Origin of the sequence: Bradyrhizobium sp. Cp5.3 (assembly GCF_000426265.1) — a bacterium.
In the GTDB taxonomy this organism is placed as follows: Bacteria; Pseudomonadota; Alphaproteobacteria; order Rhizobiales; family Xanthobacteraceae; genus Bradyrhizobium; species Bradyrhizobium neotropicale.
The window spans coordinates 37,651-54,004 of record NZ_KE384515.1 but is presented as its reverse complement, the minus strand read 5'-3'; the positions used below and the strand labels follow the sequence as shown (position 1 = coordinate 54,004).

Annotated in this window: 16 protein-coding genes; 8 read left to right on the top strand and 8 right to left on the bottom strand. The window is 62.1% G+C overall.

All coding sequences use genetic code 11. The features are described from left to right. Window positions 1-21: 21 nt before the first annotated feature. The 7 genes from K289_RS0141140 to K289_RS0141110 all read right to left on the bottom strand — a co-directional run bounded on the left by K289_RS0141140 (window position 22) and on the right by K289_RS0141110 (window position 9,906). Window positions 22-1,128 carry an ATP-binding protein gene (locus K289_RS0141140; RefSeq protein ID WP_245284161.1) on the bottom strand — a complete coding sequence of 369 codons (1,107 nt, stop codon included), beginning with the start codon at window positions 1,126-1,128 and terminating at the stop codon, window positions 22-24. Window positions 1,129-1,626: 498 nt separating this feature from the next. After that, on the bottom strand, window positions 1,627-1,851 hold the full coding sequence (locus K289_RS0141135; protein WP_035688223.1) for a hypothetical protein: 225 nt from the start codon (window positions 1,849-1,851) through the stop codon (window positions 1,627-1,629). A 35-nt stretch (window positions 1,852-1,886) separates the two neighbouring features. Then, window positions 1,887-2,723 carry an outer membrane beta-barrel protein gene (locus K289_RS0141130; protein WP_027556594.1) on the bottom strand — a complete coding sequence of 279 codons (837 nt, stop codon included), beginning with the start codon at window positions 2,721-2,723 and terminating at the stop codon, window positions 1,887-1,889. 144 nt (window positions 2,724-2,867) lie between these two features. Beyond that, window positions 2,868-4,133 (bottom strand): arginine deiminase, encoded by a 1,266-nt coding sequence (gene arcA, locus K289_RS0141125; RefSeq protein ID WP_027556593.1) that lies wholly within the window; start codon window positions 4,131-4,133, stop codon window positions 2,868-2,870. Window positions 4,134-4,160: 27 nt separating this feature from the next. After that, on the bottom strand, window positions 4,161-5,594 hold the full coding sequence (locus tag K289_RS0141120; RefSeq protein WP_027556592.1) for a basic amino acid/polyamine antiporter: 1,434 nt from the start codon (window positions 5,592-5,594) through the stop codon (window positions 4,161-4,163). A 143-nt stretch (window positions 5,595-5,737) separates the two neighbouring features. After that, complete coding sequence (locus K289_RS0141115) at window positions 5,738-8,803, bottom strand: efflux RND transporter permease subunit (RefSeq protein WP_027556591.1); 3,066 nt, start codon at window positions 8,801-8,803, stop codon at window positions 5,738-5,740. Then, a complete protein-coding gene (locus tag K289_RS0141110; RefSeq protein ID WP_027556590.1) occupies window positions 8,800-9,906 on the bottom strand; it encodes an efflux RND transporter periplasmic adaptor subunit in 1,107 nt (368 codons plus the stop codon). Before K289_RS0141110 ends, K289_RS0141115 begins: the two co-directional genes overlap by 4 nt. A 374-nt stretch (window positions 9,907-10,280) precedes the next feature. Between K289_RS0141110 and K289_RS47410 the strand changes: the two genes are divergently transcribed. The 7 genes from K289_RS47410 (at window position 10,281) to K289_RS0141075 (ending at window position 15,061) form a co-directional block, all read left to right on the top strand. Next, entirely contained in the window at window positions 10,281-10,757 is a 477-nt protein-coding gene (locus tag K289_RS47410) for a Na+/H+ antiporter subunit E (protein WP_035688221.1), read from the top strand. Then, the gene (locus tag K289_RS0141100; RefSeq protein WP_027556589.1) at window positions 10,750-11,040 is read left to right on the top strand and encodes a monovalent cation/H+ antiporter complex subunit F; all 291 of its coding nucleotides are present in this window, start codon (window positions 10,750-10,752) and stop codon (window positions 11,038-11,040) included. Before K289_RS47410 ends, K289_RS0141100 begins: the two co-directional genes overlap by 8 nt. Further along, window positions 11,037-11,330: a monovalent cation/H(+) antiporter subunit G gene (locus K289_RS0141095; protein WP_027556588.1), complete on the top strand. Its 294-nt coding sequence runs from the start codon at window positions 11,037-11,039 to the stop codon at window positions 11,328-11,330. The genes K289_RS0141100 and K289_RS0141095 overlap by 4 nt, the downstream gene beginning before the upstream one ends. Continuing rightward, window positions 11,327-12,271: a hydrogenase subunit MbhD domain-containing protein gene (locus K289_RS0141090; protein WP_027556587.1), complete on the top strand. Its 945-nt coding sequence runs from the start codon at window positions 11,327-11,329 to the stop codon at window positions 12,269-12,271. Before K289_RS0141095 ends, K289_RS0141090 begins: the two co-directional genes overlap by 4 nt. Then, window positions 12,268-12,609 (top strand): NADH-quinone oxidoreductase subunit K, encoded by a 342-nt coding sequence (locus K289_RS0141085; protein ID WP_027556586.1) that lies wholly within the window; start codon window positions 12,268-12,270, stop codon window positions 12,607-12,609. The genes K289_RS0141090 and K289_RS0141085 overlap by 4 nt, the downstream gene beginning before the upstream one ends. Next, entirely contained in the window at window positions 12,609-14,387 is a 1,779-nt protein-coding gene (locus K289_RS0141080; protein ID WP_035688214.1) for a complex I subunit 5 family protein, read from the top strand. The genes K289_RS0141085 and K289_RS0141080 overlap by 1 nt, the downstream gene beginning before the upstream one ends. Before the next feature lie 170 nt (window positions 14,388-14,557). Further along, on the top strand, window positions 14,558-15,061 hold the full coding sequence (locus K289_RS0141075; protein WP_027556584.1) for a DUF1269 domain-containing protein: 504 nt from the start codon (window positions 14,558-14,560) through the stop codon (window positions 15,059-15,061). 18 nt (window positions 15,062-15,079) lie between these two features. Here K289_RS0141075 and K289_RS0141070 read toward each other — a convergent pair whose 3' ends face one another. Continuing rightward, entirely contained in the window at window positions 15,080-15,790 is a 711-nt protein-coding gene (locus K289_RS0141070) for a Bax inhibitor-1/YccA family protein (RefSeq protein ID WP_027556583.1), read from the bottom strand. Between the two features lie 88 nt (window positions 15,791-15,878). On the opposite strand from K289_RS0141070, the gene K289_RS52785 reads away from it, so the two are divergent. Next, on the top strand, window positions 15,879-16,277 hold the full coding sequence (locus K289_RS52785) for a hypothetical protein (RefSeq protein WP_245284160.1): 399 nt from the start codon (window positions 15,879-15,881) through the stop codon (window positions 16,275-16,277). Window positions 16,278-16,354: the final 77 nt, after the last annotated feature.

The window sequence follows — 16,354 nt, the reverse complement described above, 5'->3', positions numbered from 1 at the left end:
CTTTCGGCCTGCCGCCGCGGGCTAGTGTTCTTTCGCTGACTGTGTGCCTGCATTGGCCCTCATGACCGTCGTGGTCCTGCGCCGATTGCGCCGGTTCGCCGCGAGAGAATGCGGAAACACGGCGCACAATACGGTGCCGGTATGCGGCGCCGTGCGATCTGACCGAATGTCGAGCGTACCCCCGATTTCGCACAGTCTCGCCCGCATCGCGGGAATTCCGACCCCGATCGACGCAGCCTTAGTGCCGCGCTTGCCGGGGGCGGGAAGGCCGCGTCCATTGTCGCTGATCGTCAGCTGGAAACGGCCGTCGGCGATTTCGAAGGCGATAGCCACCTCCGTCGCCTTCGCATGACGGAACACGTTCGTCAGGGCTTCCTGAACGACACGCAGCAGCGAGCGCTTCGTCTCATACGGCAGCCGATCGACATCCGGCACGATGTCGACGGTCACGCGCAGCGACGTGCGCGCCGAGAATCCCTCGGCGTACCGCTCGATCGTGGCCTTCAATCCCTCGCCCGCGAGATTCCGTGGGTGCAAGAGATAGGCAAAAGCGCGGAGTTCCCGGAGGGCTTCATCGATCGACGCATCGATGTCATCGCAGAGGCGCTCGGCCGAGGCTGGATCGCCCAGGCTGCTTCGAATCCGCATCAGGCCAAGGCTGGCGGCAATCAGATGCTGACAGGTGGAATCGTGGAGATCGGAGGCGATACGTTGCTGGATTCCCTCCTGAATGGACGCCAGGCCGAGGTTGGTATCGAGCCCTTCGCCCCCTTTGGCCGTGTTCTCGAAGAGGGTGTTGCGCATTTCTCGGTGACAGCCGATCAACCGGACCACCGAGCCGATCACAGGGTCCACGATCGGCGTCACCGTCGTTTCCATCGCCCGGGCCGGACCGCCCAGGGCGAGACGCTGACGGATCCTGACCTCTGCGCCTTCCGCAAGGCCCGCCCGAAGCGCCTCGCAGATTGATCTGGCGTCGTCCCCACTCATGCAATCAAAGATATCGATGTCGCGGATGTCTTCCGACGACAGGCCGAGCCGAGACTCGAATGCCGGATTGATCCCTTCAAAGGCGAAGTGTCCGCGGAAGGACGGGCGCACGGCGAAGAGAAGATCCGCCGAACACATCCAATAGAGTCCGTCGATCGTGTCTTGCGAACCTATTCGCAGCCAGTTCCCGAGACTGGTTCGATCGGACACGCTGGCGGGAGAGCCACGTGGCTTCACGGTACGCACTCACTCTATTCCGGCGACGCCCGATATTGGTGACGATGACAATATCGAGAGTCCCCTCCCCACCCCGCCGGCGAGACATCCACCACCGGATCCGGAAGACGCGCGCCTCTGGGGCTGACCAATCATACACCCCGCGACACGCCCACACCATCAGGTAGTAATATTGCGCAAATAAAATCTCGAATTCGTGAGGCGCACTCCGGCGACGCCCGATATGCAGTTTGTGCCACGCCGGCGACGCTCAAATCTGATGTAACAAAGACTAAAAACACAATTCGGATTCCACAGGACGATTGAGCCAACGAGGTTGCACTTCTGCTCGGCACGCGTCGATCGCGTATCAGCGGCGCTATTGGCAACTCATTGCAGCCGTCGACACGCCCGACCGGGCTAGCGGCTGCTGCTCATGCCCGACTTCTTCTTTGTCGCCTTCGCGTTTGGTGCGGGCCGATGCGGTGCAATATCGAGAGGATGAGATGGCTGCCGCAGACGATGCGTTGCGGCATCGTCCCGCAGCGCATCGGTATCCAGACGCTGACCACGATCGACCGCATCGCGCGGATCGGCCAGCGCGACGGATGCCGCCATACTTCCGATGACGATGCACGTCAGCATCAAGAGGCGTCTTGCTGGCATCTTTCAGGCACCTCTCAAAAGGCGAAGTCCAGGCGAGGGCCGATACGAAGGTCCCTGTATCGCCGCAGCGGAACGTTCGACGTCCGCGCCTCGTAAAGTACGGTGGTCGTGAGCGACACGTTGCTGGCGAAATTATACTTCAGCCCCAGGTCGACCGAATAGAGCTGATCGCGACGGCCGGTATTGAGCCCGTCGGTAAACCAGTAGGCCTCGAACAGCGGCGTGCTCACGATCGACCATCTGGGATCGAGCTTGACTTCGATCCCGAGCACGGCGTCAAAGCGCCAGCGGCGCGCTTCCGGCAGATCGGAGAATCGATAGGTCAGGAGCAATAGCGGCGAAAATGCCGCGTTGTTGACGTGGAAGTCGCGCGCCACCGAGCCCATCACGTCATCGGAGACGAAGGCGACGTCGCGGTAGATACCGTCGAAATCATATCGGTGTTCATAGATGGCGGAGAAGCGCCAGCCGTCCCAATTCTCTGTCAAACGCGCGCCCATGCGCGCGACAGAGAAGTTGCTGTTCTTCTCTCTCGAAAAGGCTTCGTACTGGGCCCGCGCATAGAGCCGGTATGACAGATCATTGGTGAGGTTTCCGTCCAGCCTGACGCTCACGTCGGGCTCGTAGTAGACATCCGGCCTGCGGTTGTCGCGGGTGAAGAGGGCATTGTCGGTGAAGGTCGGCGAGATGGAGCCGACGACGCTCCAGGACGAAGCGGAATACGACCGAGCGGAGTAATATGGCGGGACGCTCGCGGTCGTCTTGAACTCGGTGAGATCAACGTCGGCCGCCCCGGCCGTACCCGCGCCGAGCAAGCCGACGATCGGCAGAAGAAATCCAGACCCTCGCATCGCGCCCCCTCCGATGCTGCTACGCACACCGGGATTCGCTCGAGGCTGCGCGGCGATTATGGCGTGTTAATGTTCTTGTTCTAAATCACTGGTTGATGCGATCAATCGGCGTTTCGTAAAGGCCCCGGGGTTCCGCCGAGACACTTAGTAATCGACCGCGTCCCTGGTGATCGGGCATGTCATGCAGTGACCGCCGCCGCGACCTCGTCCGAGTTCCGCGCCGACGATGGTGATCACCTCGATGCCCTCCTTGCGCAGCAGCGTGTTGGCGTAGGTGTTGCGGTCATAAGCGAACACGACGCCGGGAGAGGCGCAGACGAGGTTCGCACCGCTGTCCCACTGGGTCCGCTCGCGCAAATAGGCGCTTCCGCCGGTTTCCACGACGCGGAGCTTCTTCAGGCCAAGCGCTTCCTTGACGACGTCCACGAAGGGCTTCTCGTCCTTGCGCAGCTCGATGCCAGAGGAATTGTCGGCCGGCCGATAGGAAAATGCGGTGATACTGTTGACGATATCAGGATAGATCAGCACGCAATCCCGGTCGGCGAAGGTGAAGACGGTATCGAGATGCATCGCCGCGCGGAGCTTGGGCATGGCGGCCACGATCACGCGCTCGGCCGCCTTCTTCCTGAACAGGGTCGCGGCAAGCTGGCTGATTGCCTGTCGCGACGTGCGCTCGCTCAATCCGATCAGGACGTTGCCCTTGCCGATCGGCATCACGTCGCCGCCTTCCAGCGTGGCGAGGCCGTGATCCTGCGTTGGATCGCCCCACCAGACATTGACCTTGCCGGCGAAATCCGGATGAAACTTGTAGATGGCCGTGGCAAGGATCGGCTCTTCGTGGCGCGCCGGCCAGAACAGCGAATTCAGCGTCACGCCGCCATAGATCCAGCAGGTGGTGTCCCGCGTGTACAGCGTGTTCGGAAGCGGCGGCAGCAGATATTCGGTCATGCCCGCCGCCTCGCGGATCAGCCTGAGCGTCTCACCGCCGTGTGCTTCGGGGAAATCGTGGGTCGACAATCCGCCGATCAGGGTCTCCGCCAGCTCACGCGGCTTGAGACTTTCAAGATAACCGCGCAGCTCGTCGATCAGGCCGAGCCCGACCTGATTGGGAACCACCTGATTGTCGAGAATCCACTTCTTCGCCTCCGGAATGGCCACGGTGTCGGCGAGCAGATTGTGCATCTCGACCACGTCGATGCCGCGGTCGCGCATCTTCTGCACGAAATCGAAATGATCGCGCTTGGCGTTGTCGACCCACAGCACGTCGTCGAACAGCAAGGTGTCGCAGTTCGAGGGCGTGAGGCGCTGATGCGCGCGACCCGGCGCGCAGACCATCACCTTGCGCAGCTGGCCGACTTCCGAATGAACACCGAACGGTATCGGGGCTTCCGACGTCTGCTTTGTCGTCATGGGAGATGCCTTGCTCGATGGTCTTACCTAGATGGTGATGTAGCCGGTGGCCAATCCATGAACCCCGACCACTGCGCCGATCGCGGCCACGATGAAGATGACCCACTCGATCGGAGTGAATATCTTCGCCTTCTGTTCGAGGCGCGCCCAGAGATACAGCGCTGTGCCGGGGGCATAGAGGATTGCGGCCAATAGCAGGTATTTCATCCCGGCCGCATAGATCAGGAAGAGCGTGTAGATGACGGCGATGCCGGTAAAGATCAGGTCGCGTCTGCGCTCGTCCGGGCGCTTTTCATAGGTCTCGCCTCGCTTGACCAGCAAGAACCCGTAGGCGGCGACCAGGAAAAACGGAATGAGATTCATGACGCTCGTCAGATTGAGCATAAAGGCGAAGGCATCCCGGGACCAATAGGTGCTGATGACGAACAGCTGTACGACGATATTGGTCAGCCAGAGCGCGGCAGCCGGCACCTTGTTGGCGTTTTCGGTGCCGAACACGCGCGGCATGTCCCTGGTCCGTCCGGCGGCGGAGAGCACCTCGGCGCAGATCAGCGACCAGGCGAGATAGGCGCCTAGCACCGAGATCAGAAGTCCGATGCTGACGAAGACGGCGCCCCAATGTCCGACCACTGCCTCCAGCACCGTCGCCATCGACGGCTGTCGCATGTCGGCGATCTCCGCGCGCGGCAGTACGGCATAGGGCAGCATGGTGACGAGCACCATCAGGCTCGTGACGGTCACGAAGCCCAGGATCGTCGCGGCACCGACGTCGGATCGCTCCTTGGCATAGCGGGAATAGACGCTGGCCCCCTCGATCCCGAGAAACACGAACACCGTGACCAGCATGGTCGCGCGGATCTGCTCGAAGAGACTCTTGTCCGGCATACCCTCGCCGCCCCAGAAGTTGGCGCGGAACAGGTCGGCCTTGAAGGCGAAGATCAGGATGCCGATGAAGATCAGGATCGGCACGATCTTAGCGATGGTGACGACGGTGTTGATCGCCGCGGCCTGTTGCACGCCACGCAGGATCATGAAATGGAACAGCCAGATCCCGATCGAGGCAACGATGATCGCGATGACCGTATTGCCGTCACCAAACACGGGAAAGAACGCACCCAACGTCGATTTGATGAGGACCCAGTAGGAAACGTTACCGATGCAGCTGCCCGTCCAGTAGCCAAGCGCCGACAGGAAGCCGGGATAATCGCCAAAACCTGCCTTCGCATAGGCATAGACACCGGCGTCGAGATCCGGTTTTCGCTCGGCCAGAGACTGAAACACGCGCGCCATCGTGTACATGCCGCCGCCTGCGATGCACCAGGCGAAGATGGCGCCGAACGGGCCGGTTGCGATGCCGAACGTTCGCGGCAGCGAAAAAATACCCGAGCCGACCATGGAGCCGACCACCATTGCCGTCAGTGCAAACAATGAAAGCTTTTGGGGCGATGACGTCCCAGTCATGGAAAGGCCTCGATCCACAAGCGGAGAGCAACATCTCGACCAGTCAGCTCGTCCCGCGCTTTGAACCATGCGCCTGCGGAATGGCCCGGAATATCGGGTGATTACCTAGTCGAGGATCGGGAATCCCCCGCACGCCCCCGCCATCACGCCTGGCCGGATGCAGCGCGTGCGTCGGTACGCTCTTTTCCTCCGAACCAGGCCACATACAATGTAGGCAGGAAGACCAGGGTCAGAACGGTCGCGACCAACAAGCCGCCCATGATCGCAAAGGCCATCGGTCCCCAGAACACTGTCGGGGCGATGGGGATCATGCCGAGAACGGTCGACACGGCCGTCAGCATGATCGGACGGAAGCGAGAACTGCTGGCGTCCACCGCGGCCTCCCAGGCTTCCTTTCCTTGCGCGCGCTCGGCTTCGATCTGGCCAATCAGGATCACCGCGTTCTTGCTGATCATGCCGAGCAGCGCCAGAACGCCGAGGATGGCAACGAACCCCAATGGTCTGCCGGACAGCATCAGCGCCGCAATCACGCCGATCAGACCGAGCGGCGCCACGCTCACGACCATGAACAATCGCGGGAAGCTCTGCAGCTGAATCATGAGAACCGTGAACATGACGAATAGCATCATGGGCACCACGGCCAGAACGGACGCTTGCGACCTCCTGCTCTCTTCCACCGTGCCGCCGACAACTACATTGTACGATGCTGGCAGGGTCTTTTTCAGATCCTCGATGGCAGGCGAGAGCGCGCCCACCACCGCTTCCGGCAGAGTGTCGCCGGCGATGGCAGCCTGGACCGTGAGAGTTGGAACGCGGTCACGCCGCCAGATCAGGGGAAATTCCTGTGCATACTCGAAGGATGCAAACTGGTTGAGCGGGACCGTCTGTCCGCTCGGCAGCGGCACCTGCAAGGTGCGGAGCGTGGCGATCGAGACACGCTGTTCGTCGGTTGCGCGTGCCACGACGTTGACCAGATAGATATCGTCGCGAACCTGGGTGACCGGGGTGCCCGATATGACCGTGTTCAGGACGCTGGCTATCGCCTGCGAACTCAATCCGAGAAGGCGCGCTTCATCCTGGTCGACGCGAACGCGCACCTGGCGGTCGGGCTCCATCCAGTCGAAATTCACCTGCTTGGCCCCGGGATAACCGGAAACGATCTGCGCGACCTTGAGCGCAATTTCACGCACTCGCCCTATGTCGGGACCGCTGACCCGATACTGCACCGGCCAGCCAACCGGCGGCCCGAGCTCGAGTGGAGAAACAGATGAAATGGCGTCCGGAAACTCCTCTGCCAGGAATTTATCCAGCTTCGCATGCAACCGCTCGCGGGCCGCAACATCCTTTGCAACGACAACCGCCTGCATGAAGAAATCGTTGGGCAGCTGGACGTTGAGCGGCAGATAGAAGCGAATTGCGCCGCGCCCCACATAACTGCTCCAGTGCGCGATATCCGGATCGCCGGTCAACTTCGCGTCCAGGCGCTTGGCGGCCGTTTCGGTTGCATAGATGGATGAATTCTGCGGCAGACTAAGATCGACGAGCAGCTCCGGTCGATCGGACGACGGAAAGAACTGGCGCGGGATGAGAGGCAGCGCGAGAAGAGATGCAATAAAGAGTGCCAGCGAAACAAGAATCGTCAGCCATTTTGCGCGCATCGCAAATGTGAGGAAACTCCGATAGAGGCGGTAGATCCTCCCGGGAGCATCGTCGCTCTTCTGCTTTGGCGGAGCCAGAATGACGGCTCCGAGCAACGGCGTGAAGATGACCGCGACGAACCAGGACACGAGCAGCGCGATGGCGACCACGGCAAACAGCGAGAACGTATATTCGCCCGCCGAGCTGGCCGCAAACCCGACCGGAATGAACCCGGCGATCGTCACCAGCGTCCCCGCGAGCATGGCGAAGGCGTGGGTCTGGAAAGCGTAGGTCGCCGCCTCGACCTTGCTGGCGCCCTGCGCCAGACGGGTGAGCGTCGCGTCCGTGGTCGTCATCGCGTCGTCGACGAGCAATGCAAGGGCGATGATCAATGCGCCCAGGGATATTCGCTGCATATCGATGCGGGCGATCTCCATGACCGGAAACACGATCGCGAGGGTCAATGGTATGGCGAGCGCGATAATGAGGCCGGGACGAACGCCGAGACTGATGAAGCTCACGGCGAGTATGATCGCGATCGCCTGCAGCAGCGACGTCATGAACTCGCCGATCGCCGTGCGCACGACGACGGATTGATCTGCGACGAGGCTCGGCTCGATCCCGATCGGCAGGTCTGCCGTGATCTGCGCCATCACATTCTTGATGTTTGCGCCGAGCGCGAGAATGTCGCCGCCTTCCCGCATTGCAATCGCAAGCCCGATTGCCGGCTGGCCGTTGACGCGGAACATCGGCTGGGGCGGGTCGGCGTAACCGCGTCGTACCCGGGCGATATCGCTCAGCCGGAGCATTTTCCCGCCGGCGGCAAAGTTGATGTTGGCGATATCTTGCTCGGACGAAAAACCTCCCGACACCCGAAGCGAAATGCTTTCGGAACCGGTCTCAATCGTTCCGGCCGGACGCACGATGTTTTGCGCCTGCAGTGCACCGATCAGAGCCGACCGGTCTATCCCGAGAGTCGCGAGCTGCTGCTTGGAGAATTCGACGAAGATCACCTCGTCTTGCGCTCCCAGCAGCTCGATCTTCGACACGTCGGGCACCAAGAGCAGCCTGGAGCGGATATCCTCGACGCGGTCACGCAGTTCGCGCTGTGTAAAGCCGTCGCTGGTAAAGCCATAGATGATGCCGAACGTATCGCCGAAATCATCGTTGAAGCCGGGTCCGATAACTCCCGCGGGCAACGTGTGCCTCATGTCGCCAACCGTCTTTCGAACCTCATACCAGGTGTCGGAGACCTCCTTGGCGCTGGCACTCCCCTTCAAGTTGACAAAGATGGTCGTAACGCCTGCCCGGGTGAAGCTGCGCAGAAAGTCCAGATGAGGCGTTTCCTGAAGCTGGCGTTCGAGCCGCTCCGTTACCTGCTTCATCGTCTCGTCCACGGATGCGCCCGGCCAAGCCGCCTGGACGACCATGGTCTTGATGATGAAGGCGGGATCCTCGTTCCGGCCAAGCCGGAAATAGGACAGCGCGCCCGCAACCACCGCAACGATCATCATGTAGACGACGAGCGAGCGGTGCTTGAGGGCCCAATCGGAAAGGTTCGCTCCGATCATGGCGTCGACCCGAGCACGCGGACTTTCTGTCCCGGATGAAGTGTCTGGACTCCCGCTGTGACGATGACTTCGCCGGTATCCAGTCCCTGGGAGATAGTCGCTTGCGCCTCATCGAACCGCAACACATCAACATTGCGGATCGACACCGTGCTGGTCGATGGATCGACAATCCAGACGGCCGGCTGTTGATTCATCTTGGTCAGGGCCGTTGACGGAATGTCGATCATCGGTCCGGCATTGGTTTCGACCCGCCCCACAACGGTCGCACCAAGTCGCATCGCCACGGGAGGGTCCGTCAACCCGACCTTCACCTCGAAGGTCCGGGTGACGGGGCTGGCTTGCGCAGCGACCTCCCGGATCCGTCCTTGAGCTGCTATTTTCGAATCATCCACCAGATTGACTGTGACCTTCGGATCAACCGACCCGGATCGGATCAGTTGAGCGGGAACATCAAAGACGGCATCGCGGCCGTCCTGCCGGGCGATCTTGGCTATCATCTGCCCGGCCTGGACGACTTCGCCAGCGCTTGGGCCCGTCGCGGTGATCACACCCGGCGCGTCGGCCATGAGCTCGGTGAAACTGACGAGATCATGCGCCGAGTTGAGTTGCGCCTCGGCGGCGTCCACCTGCGACTGCGCGGTCTGTCGGGCCTGAGTTGCGGCATCGTAGTTGGCGCGCGTGGTCCATCCCTGTGCCAGCAATGTCTCCTGGCGATCGAAATGATTGCGGGCCTGCGTCAACTGGCCCTGAGCAGCCGCAAGTGCCGCCTGCGCCTGCCGCAGCGTGTTGAGTTCGTTTTGGGACTCCAGTCGCGCCAGCACCTGCCCGGCCTTGACCCGATCGCCAATCTTGGTCGCATTTTCGTGGACGCGTCCGGAAATCCGGAACGCGAGACTCACTTCGTCCTCGGCTTCGATCCGGCCTGTAAACGTCAGCGGCGTTGACGACTCGCGCTTCTCGATAGTCGCGGTCCGAACCGGGCGTGGCGAAGGTGCGGCGTTCGTTTCGGCCTCCCTTCCACAGGCTGCCAGCAGCAGCGAGGTTGCCGCTGCGGCAAGTGCCAATATCGAGAGCTGTCGAGACGGCCTTCGCCTGCCGCGCATAATCATCGTCAGCCCCTCCGCGTTCCGGACACGTTGCCAGGCAGGTGAGCCTTTCCGGAGATTACAGTTTCCCGGTATCGTCCCGGGTATTTTTACCGAAGGGGGCGGGCGCAGACATCAGTAAATCTACCCAGTGCGGCCGGATGCAATCGTGGTCAGCCGCTCAGGGGATTCCCGATGCGTGATCAGGCAATCACCCGATATCCCCGGTCACATCGAAAGCGCACGGTTCGATCTTCAAGTGAAGCGATGCCGCGAGGCAATGCCAGCCGCGCGCAGATGATGCCTTATGTCATCGGCGGAGCTGACCACGGAATTTGCGCTGAGCGCCAGGCGCGAGATAGTCCCGTCCCTGGAAATGGAGTGGGAGATCCATGGGGTCATTGTGGGCGAGCGCGACTTTCCGAGCGGCGTGGTTCCTGTGCCTCTGGCTCGTGCTAGCTGGCGCCAATTTCGGAGATATTCCTGCCGCCGCAGCCGCCGTTGTCGCAGCGACCTGGACTAGCTTGTACCTGCTGGAGCCCAGCACCTCGCGGCGCTCACCTCGCGCCATCGCTCGACTGACGTTGCTTTTCCTGTACCACTCCGTCGTTGCCGGAGCAGACGTCGCAAGGCGCGCGCTCGATCCTCGATTGCCCCTGCGGCCGGGATTTGCGGCCTATCCAACCCGTCTTTCACGCGGCGTACGTCGCAACGTGTTCGCAACGCTCACCAGCCTGCTGCCCGGCACTGTGCCAACCGGAGAGGAGAACGATCACCTCATCTATCACTGCCTCGACATTGAACAGCCGGTGATGACAGAGCTTGCTGCAGAGGAAGCGGCCTTGATCCGAGCGCTCTACAATGACTGAGTTCCTCACTGCCGCAGTCGGTTTCATTCTGGCAATGCTGGCTCTAGGGCTCGTGTCGATCCTCCGTGGTCCGGGAGACGCTGACCGCATGATGGCCGCGCAGCTGATCGGGACCGCAGGTATTGCCGTACTGCTTCTGCTCGGCACCATAGCGGGCGTACCCGCTGCAATCGACGTGGCGTTGACTTTGGCACTCCTCGCCACCTTCGCGTCCATCGCGTTCGTCAAGAAGGGGCTTTCCCGCTTCGAAGCCGATGGAGCCGGATCAACGGAGGACAAATGAGCCTCGCACGCGACATGATGACGATTGTGGCAGTGTCGGCCGGCGCGTTCTTCTTTCTGGCCGGCACCGTCGGCCTGCTTCGCTTCCCCAATACGCTTACTCGTCTGCACGCACTCACCAAAGCGGACAATCTCGGCCTGGGTCTTGTCGTGCTTGGGCTGCTGCCGCAAGCAGGGAGTCTCCGCGGCGGGTTGAAATTGATCAGCATCTGGCTGCTCGGACTCCTCGCGGGCGCGACGGTCTCCCAACTGATCGCACGCACCGCGCGTCAAGGCGGGCCGGCACCATGAGCATCGCGACGGTCTTCGAGATCGTGCTCGCCGCCGTGGTACTGGGCCTCGCCATCTGGACTATCGCCGTCCCCGAAACCTATTCGGCAACGGTCGGTTTCGTTGCCTACGGATTGCTGGTCGCGCTGATCTGGGTGCGTCTCGACGCCGTCGATGTCGCGCTGACGGAGGCCGCAATTGGCGGAGGCTTGGGTGGCGTACTGCTGTTGGGCGCAGCCGCACGGCTGCGGAATGCCGATCCGACAGCCGTGGAAACGCCGTGCAAGTTGGTGCGCCTGTGCGCGGCCGCACTGTCCTCGTTGATCGCGGCGGCACTCGCCGCCGCGATATTGCTCCTGCCCGATCCGGCACCAACGCTTGCTCCGGCCGCCGTCGCGAAAGCATGGGCGACAGGACTGGCCAACCCCGTGACCAACGTGCTCATGGCATTCCGCGCGATGGATACCATGCTCGAGAAAGTCGTGCTCCTGCTGGCCATCGTCGGTGTTTGGTCGCTTGCGTCGGACCCGGCCTGGGGAGGCCGTCCGGGGCCGCGCCACGAGGCCGATCCCCATGGCGTTCTCGCCTTTCTTGCGCGCCTGTTGCCGTCAGTCGGTATCGTCGTCGGCATCTATATCTTTTGGACGGGAGCCGACCACCCCGGCGGAGCTTTTCAGGGTGGCGCGATTCTCGCGTCCATGTGGCTTCTCGTCGTCATGGCCGGATTGACGGACACGCCACCGGTGAGCAGTCGGCGGCTACGGTTCATCCTGGTGGCCGGACCTGGCCTGTTCCTTGTCGTTGGCATCGGAGGGCTTTGTCTTGGTCCGGCGTTCCTTGCCTATCCGCTCGCGCTAGCCAAGCCCCTGATTCTCGGTATCGAGGTCGCCATGATCCTGACGATCGCGGCAACGCTTGGCCTGCTGCTCGCCGGCGCACCGGAACGGAGCGAGCAACGATGAGCAGCGTGACGGTATTCGGATTGTGCGCTGCCGCCGCGGTCGGGCTTGGGCTATATGGCCTGATTACAAATCCGCAGCCGCTTCGCAAGATCATCGCATTCAACCTGCTGGGCAGCGGCGTATTCCTTCTGTTCGGAATCATAGGACGGCGGGGCGCGGCAGCGGGCTTTGGCAATGATCCGGTGCCACAGGCTCTGGTGATTACCGGCGTCGTCGTCGCGTTTTCTGCGACGGCTTTGGCGATCGCCTTGTTGCTGCGGTTGTTCCAGACCGCTGGCTCCACGACGCTGCGCAGTGGCGCACCTACGGGGGCTGGCCCCGATCCATCCGGTGACTGATGCTACTCCATCCCACAGCACTGGAGGCGGCAACAACTACGGGCGGTTTCCTGCTGGTGCTATCGATCGTGGTCCCGGTGTCAGGCGTTTTGCTGGCCTTCGTTCTCGGCGACCGTTACGTCCGGCTGGTCGCGTTCGCAGTCGTTCCGCTTGGATTGGCGATTGCCGCAGCCACCCTCGCGATCCTCCCGCAGAGCGATGGCCCCCTCGTCTACCTGCTCGGCGCCTGGCCGCCGCCGCTGGGTGTGGCGCTGCGCGGGGACGGCTTGTCAGCTGTGATGCTCGCGACGACGGCACTCGTAATCTCAGCGATTGCCGTTTTTGCCACGACCGATTTTTGTCCAGCGGCAGCCGAAACACGCGCGCCGTTCGCATTCTGGGTCCTGCTGCTGGCGATCTGGGGGGCGTTGAACACGATCTTCATCGGCGGGGACCTCTTCACGCTCTATGTTGCCCTCGAACTGCTGACGTTTGCCGCCGTGCCGCTGGTCTCGCTCGATGGCCGCGCCGAGACGCTGCGAGCAGCGCTGCGATATCTGATCTTCGCGCTGCTCGGTTCCGTTCTCTACTTGCTGGGTACGGCACTGCTCTATGGTCTCTACGGCACACTTGACATCGTGCTGTTGTCGCGGCGCGTCAGTGCGGAGGCGGCCGCACTCGTCGCGGCGGCATTGATGACAACGGGTCTTCTCGCCAAGACCGCGCTCTTTCCGCTGCATCTTTGGCTGCCGCCCGCTCACGCCGGTGCACCGGCGGCGGCGAGCGCGATCTTGTCTGGCCTGGTCGTGAAGGGATCCTTCTTCATCATCATACGGCTCTGGTTCAACGTTATGCCCGCCTTGCCCGGCTTCGCCGCCACGCAATTGCTCGCGACGCTGGGAACGGCAGCAATCGTATTCGGGAGCGTTGTCGCTCTGTGGCAAGAACGCTTGAAGCTCCTCATCGCGTATTCGACATTGGCGCAGATCGGATATCTCTTCTTGATGTTCCCACTTGCATTCGATGCCTCGGGGAGGCTCGAGAGTGACGAAGCCTTGGCAGGCGGTCTGCTGCAGGCTGTCTCCCATGCCACCGCAAAAGCGGCGATGTTCATGGCCGTCGGATCGATCTACGTGGCACTGGGTCACGATCGCATCACGGAGTTGCGCGGCATCGCGCGAGCACGGCCTATGAGCTTGCTGGCCTTTGCGCTGGGAGGAATCGCGCTGATGGGCGTACCTCCGAGTGGTGCTTCCCTTGCGAAGGATCTGTTGCTCCAGGCAGCAGAGGAGAGCGGGCAGTGGTGGTGGGCGGTCGTGCTCCAGGCGGGCGGGATGTTTACGGCCGCTTATGTCGTGCTGGTTCTGGCGCACGCGCTGGCGGCTTCGGACGTGTCAATTGCCGTGACAGGTCCGGCATCGCGCAATCAGGACCTGGCGGCGCTTGCCCTGGCGCTCTGCTCGCTTTTGCTCGGCCTCGTGCCTTGGGACCCGTATCTGCCCGTTCCGTTTGCTACGGCACCGAAGGTCTTCGGCATCGAATCGCTCTCCAAACTGCTGTTGCCTGTCCTCGGGGGCGCGGTGCTGGCGATTCTGCTCAGTCCCTGGCCGCATCCGCTCGCATCTTCAACGACCTGGAAGGCGCTCGCGAGCGCAGCCCGTCCGTTGCGGCGCGCCGGTATTGAATTCGGCAGGCTTGTCGAACGAAGTGACGACGTCCTTCGTCAGTGGCCCATGGCGGGCATCTCCCTGCTCGTCGTGGCGTTGCTGCTCGCCGCATTGATGTTGGCGGTGAATTGAGGACACCTCGACCGAGCCCGTGGAACCAAGGGATTTCTGCGCATTCGTGCATTGGGACATTCATCCGCGACGGCCAAGGGTTTCCTCCGATCGCGGAAGTGCCGCTTGCTCGGTACCGTCAGCGAGAGAATGTTCCGATCCGCCTTTTCTCGACCCAACGGGAGGTCTCCATGTCCGATCTGGTCGCGATCGTATATCCGTCCGAGGCGAAAGCAGAAGAAGTACGCCAGCGATTGCTCAAGCTGCAGAAGGAATATCTGATCACGATCAGCGACGCCGTGATCGCCGTGAAAACGGATCAGGGCGGCATCAAGCTCAATCAGCTCGTCAACACGACCGCCATGGGCGCGATGACAGGAAGCTTCTGGGGCCTCCTCATCGGTGTCCTCTTTCTCAATCCGATTCTCGGGGTCGCCGTGGGCGCGGCGTCGGGTGCGCTGGGCGGCGCGCTGACGGACTTCGGCATCGACGATTCCTTCATGAAGAGCCTGTCAGCCAGCCTCCAGCCCGGCAGCGCGGCCCTTTTCGTCCTGATCAAGCACATGACCGCAGACAAGGTGATCAACGAGATCAAGGACGCCGGCGGCGTCGTGCTCAAGACATCGTTTGATGAGACCAAGGAAAAGATGCTGCGCGACGCACTCGCCAGCGCGGTGGAGCGGCCGGCGGCGTGAGCCGCCGCACCTCCGGTCTCAGCGGCGGCCGCCTGCAAGACGCAGCAGCATCAGGAACAGGTTGAGGAAATTGAGATAGAGCGACAGCGCGGCAATGACCGACTTGCGGCCTGCTGTGGTGTGGTCATCCGTGCTGTCGTACATCGCCTTGATCCGCTGCGTATCGTAGGCTGTAAGTCCCGCAAACACGCCGACGCCCACGATCGAGATCAGCCAGTCCAGCCCGGTCGACTGCAGGAACAGGTTGACCAAGCTCGCAATGATGATTCCGATCAGGCCCATGAACAGGAAGGTGCCAAATCCCGAGAGGTCGCGCCGGGTGGTGTAGCCGAGGAGACTGAGCGCCCCGAACGTCGCGGCTGCGATGAAGAAGACGCGGGTGATCGACGAGCTGGTATAGATGTGCAGCAATATCGAGAGCGATATGCCGACCAGTGCTGCATAAAGGAAGAACACCAGCCGCGCCGTCGACACCGACAGCGTGTTGATGCGCGTGCCGATGAAGAACACCAGCGCGAGCGGCGCCAGGATGAAAACCCACATCAGCGGGCTCTGCAGCAGTGCAGGACCCATGACTTGATAAGTCACCCCGGCGACGACGGCGGTCAAGCCTACGCCTGAGGCCATGTAGGTGTAGATTCGCAGCATGTAGTCGCGCAGTCCGGCGTCCACCGCGATCTGGCGGCTGGCGGTATCCGCGGCCGTCAAATTGTGATCGTAATTCGACATCGCTTGCCTCCTCTGGTGCCCGCCCTGCGAGGCCACGCTAGGCTGCCCGCCCGTGAGGGAACATAGGACAATCACCCGAACTCGCGCGGTGAAAACCACCCTCTTCAGATGCAGTCGCCGGCGGCGCCCGAGCGGCCGCAGCATCGCGTTACCAATCCGCAAGCCGGTAACCTTCTCAGCGCCCTACGCCCTTTGGCTGAGGCACCTTACACCTTTGTCACTGGAGGGCGGTCGCGGGCCGGCCTATTCGGCAGGCATGCGCTTTTTCTTCCACATCGCCGACAAATACGGCCTCTCGGCCGACGGGATCGGATGCGAATACGCCGGGCAGGACGCAGCTGTCCAGCATGCCAGGCGCCTCGCCGCCGAGCTTGCCAAGTCCGGCGAATTCTTCCGTGGCAGTTTCGTTCTTGTCGCGCAGAGTGCGGTATCCGCCTCCCGCTGCGCGAACGAGGACAGCGCGACCGCATCGCTTCCAAAGCCCTGAGGCCCCGCGCGCCCGCCGATTTCCTGCCCTGCTGCCTACAGAGAAACCCTGATGTGCGCCCGCGGGGCGGACCTCTA